7 protein-coding genes and 4 pseudogenes are annotated in these 8,400 nt (G+C 66.2%); 6 read left to right on the forward strand and 5 right to left on the reverse strand.

The window, feature by feature from the left end; translation table 11 throughout:
- A partial coding sequence (locus tag KPF47_RS36530; protein WP_224392950.1) for a hypothetical protein occupies positions 1-523 on the forward strand: 523 nt, incomplete at its 5' end.
- Positions 524-1,190: 667 nt separating this feature from the next.
- On the opposite strand, the pseudogene KPF47_RS36535 reads toward KPF47_RS36530, so the two are convergent.
- Positions 1,191-1,765, reverse strand: a pseudogene (locus tag KPF47_RS36535) (IS5/IS1182 family transposase); the annotation flags it as partial.
- A gap of 37 nt (positions 1,766-1,802) precedes the next feature.
- Here KPF47_RS36535 and KPF47_RS39540 point away from each other — a divergent pair.
- The 4 genes and pseudogenes from KPF47_RS39540 (at position 1,803) to KPF47_RS36545 (ending at position 4,206) form a co-directional block, all read left to right on the forward strand.
- Positions 1,803-3,013, forward strand: a pseudogene (locus KPF47_RS39540) (xanthine dehydrogenase family protein molybdopterin-binding subunit).
- A pseudogene (locus tag KPF47_RS39545) lies at positions 2,986-3,312 on the forward strand (molybdopterin cofactor-binding domain-containing protein); the annotation flags it as partial. The pseudogenes KPF47_RS39540 and KPF47_RS39545, both read left to right, overlap by 28 nt.
- Before the next feature lie 62 nt (positions 3,313-3,374).
- The gene (locus KPF47_RS39550) at positions 3,375-3,938 is read left to right on the forward strand and encodes a molybdopterin cofactor-binding domain-containing protein (protein WP_255661654.1); all 564 of its coding nucleotides are present in this window, start codon (positions 3,375-3,377) and stop codon (positions 3,936-3,938) included.
- Position 3,939: 1 nt separating this feature from the next.
- Entirely contained in the window at positions 3,940-4,206 is a 267-nt protein-coding gene (locus KPF47_RS36545; protein ID WP_224392951.1) for a hypothetical protein, read from the forward strand.
- Here KPF47_RS36545 and KPF47_RS36550 read toward each other — a convergent pair.
- The 3 genes from KPF47_RS36550 to KPF47_RS39560 are packed head-to-tail and all read right to left on the reverse strand — an operon-like array spanning position 4,190 to position 6,568.
- A complete protein-coding gene (locus tag KPF47_RS36550) occupies positions 4,190-4,447 on the reverse strand; it encodes a hypothetical protein (protein ID WP_224392952.1) in 258 nt (85 codons plus the stop codon). The two genes, KPF47_RS36545 and KPF47_RS36550, sit on opposite strands and share 17 nt — an antisense overlap.
- Before the next feature lies 1 nt (position 4,448).
- The gene (locus KPF47_RS39555; protein WP_308015584.1) at positions 4,449-5,690 is read right to left on the reverse strand and encodes a molybdopterin cofactor-binding domain-containing protein; all 1,242 of its coding nucleotides are present in this window, start codon (positions 5,688-5,690) and stop codon (positions 4,449-4,451) included.
- Positions 5,591-6,568 (reverse strand): molybdopterin cofactor-binding domain-containing protein, encoded by a 978-nt coding sequence (locus tag KPF47_RS39560; protein WP_308015585.1) that lies wholly within the window; start codon positions 6,566-6,568, stop codon positions 5,591-5,593. Before KPF47_RS39560 ends, KPF47_RS39555 begins: the two co-directional genes overlap by 100 nt.
- A gap of 55 nt (positions 6,569-6,623) precedes the next feature.
- Between KPF47_RS39560 and KPF47_RS36560 the strand changes: the two are divergent.
- A pseudogene (locus KPF47_RS36560) lies at positions 6,624-7,199 on the forward strand (IS5/IS1182 family transposase); the annotation flags it as partial.
- A gap of 668 nt (positions 7,200-7,867) precedes the next feature.
- Here KPF47_RS36560 and KPF47_RS36565 read toward each other — a convergent pair.
- A partial coding sequence (locus tag KPF47_RS36565; protein WP_224392953.1) for a hypothetical protein occupies positions 7,868-8,400 on the reverse strand: 533 nt, incomplete at its 5' end.

Here is an 8,400-nt window from a genome sequence, read left to right on the forward strand (position 1 = left end):
GACCCGTTCAAAGAACATCGTTTACGCGACACTAGGTCTTAGATTGACGACGGTTGAAGGCGGTCTAACAGTGAGCTTCTCAGAGTCCGCGGTCTTAGCCCATTGGAAAGAGCATCGTGAGCAGTTCAGGCAATCTGAAACTCAGAGGGCGACACTTACTAACGTCCTGTTTGTTATTACTGCTGCTTTAAGCGCTGTCATTGCACAGCAAAAGTTCTCGCAGAGCATGATCGCCATTTGTGTGTTTATTATAGTATTAGGACTATTTGGGGCGCTCGCAGTTTCGAAGTACCATGAACGCGCTCGCTATCATCTCATGCAGGCGCGAGCCCTGACCGCTGCGTTGAGTAGAAATGGACTTCTTACCGAAAGAGCTCATCTGGATGATCAAAGGGATCGGCACTACGCAGAATTTCCGACTATCAGCAGAGTGCGTCTCCATCGTTTATGGGTATCGCTGCACATTGTCATATCCGCATACGGTGCCGCACTTCTAGTAATTTGCCTTTCAAATAGCTCCTGAGAACCAGGGGGCCTGCGGTGAGGTCGTCTCGATAACCATCTTTTTTAAGAATCTGGATTTGGGGCTGGAAGATCGCCAGTCGACTTGGCCCGACCTCGGATCGCTGGAACGGCATATCAGCTAGTCGAGCTGCTCGCTCATCCGATCCTGAATATACTCGATAATCAGAATCAAATCATGTACATCGTTTTGTGAGGTCGGGGGACCGCTTGCAGCGTGCGCGAGCCTGTTCCGGATCTCTTGGGCGAGGCGAACCCGTTGAATGATCTCCTCTTCAAGCTCTCCGATTTCGACCAAGTAAGAAGCCATTCGATGGGCGTTGTGACTATAGTCTAACCCGTGCGTTGTGCACATTTTCGCGAGTAGCCACTCGAGTGCTGTAAATGCCACAAGGTAGGCGGCCGCAGGTGTTGGTTGGCAAGCCCCTTTGCACTAGAAACACGCGATGAAATCTCCGGCTCAGAGTCCAGTGATGGAGTCGGCTCGGGAACTAAGAGCGTCCGGCAGTAGAGGTGGCCGTGTGTCGGTGTTGGTAGAGACACGGACCTGCAAGTGATCATGGGATTGCTGATGTCCTGATGGTCGCCTGGAGAGTCCGTGCCTCTACCTGCAACGACACCCCCACGACCTCATTTGCCGGGCGCTCTAAACCTGTGCAACTCAGGCCTGAGTCATAGCCCCGGTCCAGGTGCAGGCACGGTCGCTCGGTCAGCGGCCCGATCATGTCGTAGATCCCGATCAGGGTCGGTTTCAGCAACGGCGAGTCGTGGTCATTGGCGCGGGCGCTGATCAGGTGCAGCGGGATCCCCGCACCGTCGCAGACCACGGAGCGTTTGGTGCCCTGTTTGCCCCGGTCGACCGGGTTACAGCCGGCGACCTCGCCACCGCAGGGAGCCTTGGTGATCGCTCCGTCGGCAGACAGATCGTCGAGGTCGAGACCGATCATCTGGTCATAGCCGGCCAGCGCGGCCCGAAGGACCTGCTCCCCGACGCCGGCGGCGGCCCACTGGGCGAGACGGCGGCGGATCGTGCGGTCCGAGCAGCCGGGGGTGGCGATGCGTTCGTAGCCGCTGCCGTGCACCAACGCCGCGAGCACGTGCTCGAACACCAGGCGGTCGGGGATACGGCGGCGGTGACATCCCCACGGATGGGCCGGGTCGAACTCCGGGCGCCGCTCTGCCTCGATCAGGGCAGCGAACTCGACCAGAGGGGGTCGATCAGCGATTCTGGCAATAGAGGCACGGACCCTCCAGGCGACCATCAGGACATCAGCAATCCCATGATCACTTGCAGGTCCGTGTCTCTACCAACACCGACACACGGCCACCTCTACTGCCGGACGCTCTACGTCGCCGAGGACGCCGCCGAGCTGGTCACCGTCGAGTACGACGAGCTGGGTGCGGTCACCGCCGCGCGGGCCGCACTGGAGCCGGACGCGCCGCTGCTGCACGAGGACGCCGGGTCCAACGTCGCCACCGACCGCACCTTCTCCTTCGGCCCGGTGGAGCAGCGGTTCCGCGACGCCGCGCACGTGGTGACCGGCCGCTACGACTTCCCGCGCTACTCCTCGGTGCCGATGGAGTGCTACTCGGTCATCGCGCAGTGGAACGAGGGCGACGGCGGCCCGTCGGTCGAGGCCTGGGCGAACTTCCACGGACCGTTCTCGATGGTCCCGGTGATGGCCGGCGCGCTCGGGATCCGACGTCGCGGGTGCGGCTGCACGTCCCCGCCGACATCGGCGGCAGCTTCGGGATCAAGGCGGGCATCTACCCCTACGTGGTGCTGATGGCGCTGGCCTCGAAGCACGCGGGCACGCCGGTGCGGTGGGCCGAGGACCGCGTCGAACACCTGATGGCGAGCTCCACCGGCGCGGACCGGGCGATGACCTTCTCCGCCGCGGTCGACGCCGACGGCACCGTGACGGCCCTGCGCACCGACCTGATCGACAACGTCGGCGCCTACCTGCGCCCGCCGGAGCCCTCCACGCTCTACCGCTGCTACGGCAACATCACCGGGCCCTACCGCATCGACGCCGTCGAGATCCGGGCCCGTGCCGTGGTCACCAACACCATGCCGACCGGGCTGAACCGGGGCTTCGGCGGCCAGCAGCTCTACTTCGGACTGGAGCGGCTGATGGACGCGGTCGCCTCGGCGACCGGCCTGGACGTCGTCGAGGTGCGCCGGCGGAACCTGGTGTCGACGTTCCCGCACGAGACGGCGACCGGGGGCGTGTACGACTCCGGCGACTACGCCGCGGCGCTGGACCTGGCCGTGAAGAACGCCGACCTCGCCGAGCTGGAGCGCCGGCGCGAGACGGCCCGGGCCGAGGGCGCCTTCTACGGCATCGGCACCGCACTCGTCGTCGACCCGTCCGGCACCAACATCGGCTACGTCGGCCTGGCCACCCCGCCGAGGACCGCAGGCCGGGCCGGGACAAGTCGGGGTCCACCGAGCACGTCCGGATGTCGGTGGACCTGCAGGGGATCGTGACCGTGCTGCTGGGCTCGGTCCCGCAGGGCCAGGGCCACGCCACCGTGGCGCGCAAGGTCGCGGCGCAGCGGCTCGGGCTGCCGATCGCGCAGGTACGGGCGGTCGTCGACATGGACACCGCGACCACCCCGTGGACGGTGACGTCCGGGTCGTACTCCTCGCGCTTCGCCCCGCTCGTCACGAGCGCGGTCGTCGCCGCCGCGGACACCATCGCCGCCACGGTGAAGGCCGCCGGGGCCACGCTGCTGGAGGGGGCCGACCCGGGTGAGCTGACCCTGCTCGACGGGAAGGTCGTCCACCCGGACGGCCGCTCGGTCGCCTTCCGGCACGCGGCCGGCGTCGTGCACTGGGACCGGCGTCGCTGCCCGACGGCGTCCCCGCCCGCCTCTACGCCGAGGCCGAGTTCTCCCCGCGGGAGACCCGCGCGGCCACGGCGGACGACCGGATCAACTCCTCGCTCTGCTACGGCTTCGTGGCCGAGATCGTCGCGGTGCGGATCGACCCGGACACCCTGGAGATCGAGGTCGACCGGGTGTCCTCGGTGCACGACGCCGGGACCGTCCTCGACCAGACCCTGCTCGACGGCCAGGTCTACGGCGCGCTCGTGCACGGCCTCGGCGGTGCCGCCTACGAGGAGTTCACGCACGCCGACTCCGGGCAGCCGACGGCGGCGACGTTCCTCGACTACCTGTGCCCGACCAGCGCCGAGGCCGGGTTCGACCTGCGCACCGACCACGTGGTGACCCCGTCACCGCTGACCCCGCTCGGCGCCAAGGGCTGCGGCGAGGGGTCGTCCAAGAGCTTTCCCGTGGCCTACGCCAACGCCGTCGCCGACGCGCTGGCACCCCGCGGGATCGACATCACCCGCCTGCCGCTGCACGGCGAGGTACTGCACCAGCTGCTCACCGAGAAGGAGAACTCCTGACATGGCACTCAACGGCGGCGACGTCGTCCTGACCCGCGAGCACGACGGGCGGGTCGCCTACCTGACCCTGTCCCACGGCAAGTACACGGTCGTCACGATGGAGATGCGCCGGCTGGTCGCCGAGCGCTTCGCCGAGATCGACCGGGACCCGCAGGTCCGCGTCGTGGTGATCCGCTCCGACGGCCAGCACTTCACCTCCGGCGGCGACATCGCCGGGTTCATGGAGGTCGACCGATCGACCTCACCGAGGGTCACCCCCCCTCGGTGAGGTCGATCGGGTCGACCTCCATGAACCCGGCGATGTCGCCGCCGGAGGTGAAGTGCTGGCCGTCGGAGCGGATCACCACGACGCGGACCTGCGGGTCCCGGTCGATCTCGGCGAAGCGCTCGGCGACCAGCCGGCGCATCTCCATCGTGACGACCGTGTACTTGCCGTGGGACAGGGTCAGGTAGGCGACCCGCCCGTCGTGCTCGCGGGTCAGGACGACGTCGCCGCCGTTGAGTGCCATGTCAGGAGTTCTCCTTCTCGGTGAGCAGCTGGTGCAGTACCTCGCCGTGCAGCGGCAGGCGGGTGATGTCGATCCCGCGGGGTGCCAGCGCGTCGGCGACGGCGTTGGCGTAGGCCACGGGAAAGCTCTTGGACGACCCCTCGCCGCAGCCCTTGGCGCCGAGCGGGGTCAGCGGTGACGGGGTCACCACGTGGTCGGTGCGCAGGTCGAACCCGGCCTCGGCGCTGGTCGGGCACAGGTAGTCGAGGAACGTCGCCGCCGTCGGCTGCCCGGAGTCGGCGTGCGTGAACTCCTCGTAGGCGGCACCGCCGAGGCCGTGCACGAGCGCGCCGTAGACCTGGCCGTCGAGCAGGGTCTGGTCGAGGACGGTCCCGGCGTCGTGCACCGAGGACACCCGGTCGACCTCGATCTCCAGGGTGTCCGGGTCGATCCGCACCGCGACGATCTCGGCCACGAAGCCGTAGCAGAGCGAGGAGTTGATCCGGTCGTCCGCCGTGGCCGCGCGGGTCTCCCGCGGGGAGAACTCGGCCTCGGCGTAGAGGCGGGCGGGGACGCCGTCGGGCAGCGACGCCGGGTCCCAGTGCACGACGCCGGCCGCGTGCCGGAAGGCGACCGAGCGGCCGTCCGGGTGGACGACCTTCCCGTCGAGCAGGGTCAGCTCACCCGGGTCGGCCCCCTCCAGCAGCGTGGCCCCGGCGGCCTTCACCGTGGCGGCGATGGTGTCCGCGGCGGCGACGACCGCGCTCGTGACGAGCGGGGCGAAGCGCGAGGAGTACGACCCGGACGTCACCGTCCACGGGGTGGTCGCGGTGTCCATGTCGACGACCGCCCGTACCTGCGCGATCGGCAGCCCGAGCCGCTGCGCCGCGACCTTGCGCGCCACGGTGGCGTGGCCCTGGCCCTGCGGGACCGAGCCCAGCAGCACGGTCACGATCCCCTGCAGGTCCACCGACATCCGGACGTGCTCGGTGGACCCCGACTTGTCCCGGCCCGGCCTGCGGTCCTCGGCGGGGGTGGCCAGGCCGACGTAGCCGATGTTGGTGCCGGACGGGTCGACGACGAGTGCGGTGCCGATGCCGTAGAAGGCGCCCTCGGCCCGGGCCGTCTCGCGCCGGCGCTCCAGCTCGGCGAGGTCGGCGTTCTTCACGGCCAGGTCCAGCGCCGCGGCGTAGTCGCCGGAGTCGTACACGCCCCCGGTCGCCGTCTCGTGCGGGAACGTCGACACCAGGTTCCGCCGGCGCACCTCGACGACGTCCAGGCGGTCGCCGAGGCGACCGCGTCCATCAGCCGCTCCAGTCCGAAGTAGAGCTGCTGGCCGCCGAAGCCCCGGTTCAGCCCGGTCGGCATGGTGTTGGTGACCACGGCACGGGCCCGGATCTCGACGGCGTCGATGCGGTAGGGCCCGGTGATGTTGCCGTAGCAGCGGTAGAGCGTGGAGGGCTCCGGCGGGCGCAGGTAGGCGCCGACGTTGTCGATCAGGTCGGTGCGCAGGGCCGTCACGGTGCCGTCGGCGTCGACCGCGGCGGAGAAGGTCATCGCCCGGTCCGCGCCGGTGGAGCTCGCCATCAGGTGTTCGACGCGGTCCTCGGCCCACCGCACCGGCGTGCCCGCGTGCTTCGAGGCCAGCGCCATCAGCACCACGTAGGGGTAGATGCCCGCCTTGATCCCGAAGCTGCCGCCGATGTCGGCGGGGACGTGCAGCCGCACCCGCGACGTCGGGATCCCGAGCGCGCCGGCCATCACCGGGACCATCGAGAACGGTCCGTGGAAGTTCGCCCAGGCCTCGACCGACGGGCCGCCGTCGCCCTCGTTCCACTGCGCGATGACCGAGTAGCACTCCATCGGCACCGAGGAGTAGCGCGGGAAGTCGTAGCGGCCGGTCACCACGTGCGCGGCGTCGCGGAACCGCTGCTCCACCGGGCCGAAGGAGAAGGTGCGGTCGGTGGCGACGTTGGACCCGGCGTCCTCGTGCAGCAGCGGCGCGTCCGGCTCCAGTGCGGCCCGCGCGGCGGTGACCGCACCCAGCTCGTCGTACTCGACGGTGACCAGCTCGGCGGCGTCCTCGGCGACGTAGAGCGTCCGGCAGTAGAGGTGGCCGTGTGTCGGTGTTGGTAGAGACACGGACCTGCAAGTGATCATGGGATTGCTGATGTCCTGATGGTCGCCTGGAGGGTCCGTGCCTCTATTGCCAGAATCGCTGATCGACCCCCTCTGGGTCGAGTTCGCTGCCCTGATCGAGGCAGAGCGGCGCCCGGAGTTCGACCCGGCCCATCCGTGGGGATGTCACCGCCGCCGTATCCCCGACCGCCTGGTGTTCGAGCACGTGCTCGCGGCGTTGGTGCACGGCAGCGGCTACGAACGCATCGCCACCCCCGGCTGCTCGGACCGCACGATCCGCCGCCGTCTCGCCCAGTGGGCCGCCGCCGGCGTCGGGGAGCAGGTCCTTCGGGCCGCGCTGGCCGGCTATGACCAGATGATCGGTCTCGACCTCGACGATCTGTCTGCCGACGGAGCGATCACCAAGGCTCCCTGCGGTGGCGAGGTCGCCGGCTGTAACCCGGTCGACCGGGGCAAACAGGGCACCAAACGCTCCGTGGTCTGCGACGGTGCGGGGATCCCGCTGCACCTGATCAGCGCCCGCGCCAATGACCACGACTCGCCGTTGCTGAAACCGACCCTGATCGGGATCTACGACATGATCGGGCCGCTGACCGAGCGACCGTGCCTGCACCTGGACCGGGGCTATGACTCAGGCCTGAGTTGCACAGGTTTAGAGCGCCCGGCAAATGAGGTCGTGGGGGTGTCGTTGCAGGTAGAGGCACGGACTCTCCAGGCGACCATCAGGACATCAGCAATCCCATGATCACTTGCAGGTCCGTGTCTCTACCAACACCGACACACGGCCACCTCTACTGCCGGACGCTCTTAGTTCCCGAGCCGACTCCATCACTGGACTCTGAGCCGGAGATTTCATCGCGTGTTTCTAGTGCAAAGGGGCTTGCCAACCAACACCCTGCGGCCGCCTACCTTGTGGCATTTACAGCACTCGAGTGGCTACTCGCGAAAATGTGCACAACGCACGGGTTAGACTATAGTCACAACGCCCATCGAATGGCTTCTTACTTGGTCGAAATCGGAGAGCTTGAAGAGGAGATCATTCAACGGGTTCGCCTCGCCCAAGAGATCCGGAACAGGCTCGCGCACGCTGCAAGCGGTCCCCCGACCTCACAAAACGATGTACATGATTTGATTCTGATTATCGAGTATATTCAGGATCGGATGAGCGAGCAGCTCGACTAGCTGATATGCCGTTCCAGCGATCCGAGGTCGGGCCAAGTCGACTGGCGATCTTCCAGCCCCAAATCCAGATTCTTAAAAAAGATGGTTATCGAGACGACCTCACCGCAGGCCCCCTGGTTCTCAGGAGCTATTTGAAAGGCAAATTACTAGAAGTGCGGCACCGTATGCGGATATGACAATGTGCAGCGATACCCATAAACGATGGAGACGCACTCTGCTGATAGTCGGAAATTCTGCGTAGTGCCGATCCCTTTGATCATCCAGATGAGCTCTTTCGGTAAGAAGTCCATTTCTACTCAACGCAGCGGTCAGGGCTCGCGCCTGCATGAGATGATAGCGAGCGCGTTCATGGTACTTCGAAACTGCGAGCGCCCCAAATAGTCCTAATACTATAATAAACACACAAATGGCGATCATGCTCTGCGAGAACTTTTGCTGTGCAATGACAGCGCTTAAAGCAGCAGTAATAACAAACAGGACGTTAGTAAGTGTCGCCCTCTGAGTTTCAGATTGCCTGAACTGCTCACGATGCTCTTTCCAATGGGCTAAGACCGCGGACTCTGAGAAGCTCACTGTTAGACCGCCTTCAACCGTCGTCAATCTAAGACCTAGTGTCGCGTAAACGATGTTCTTTGACCGGGTCCGGCAGTGGT

It is taken from the genome of Pseudonocardia sp. ICBG1293, assembly GCF_020131355.1.
In the GTDB taxonomy this organism is placed as follows: Bacteria; Actinomycetota; Actinomycetes; order Mycobacteriales; family Pseudonocardiaceae; genus Pseudonocardia.

Bases quoted from the DNA above. Each gene is read 5' to 3' on its own strand.
- KPF47_RS36545 (WP_224392951.1), top strand. From the start codon at position 3,940: ATGGCACTCAACGGCGGCGACGTCGTCCTGACCCGCGAGCACGACGGG.
- KPF47_RS36550 (WP_224392952.1), bottom strand. From the start codon at position 4,447: ATGGCACTCAACGGCGGCGACGTCGTCCTGACCCGCGAGCACGACGGG.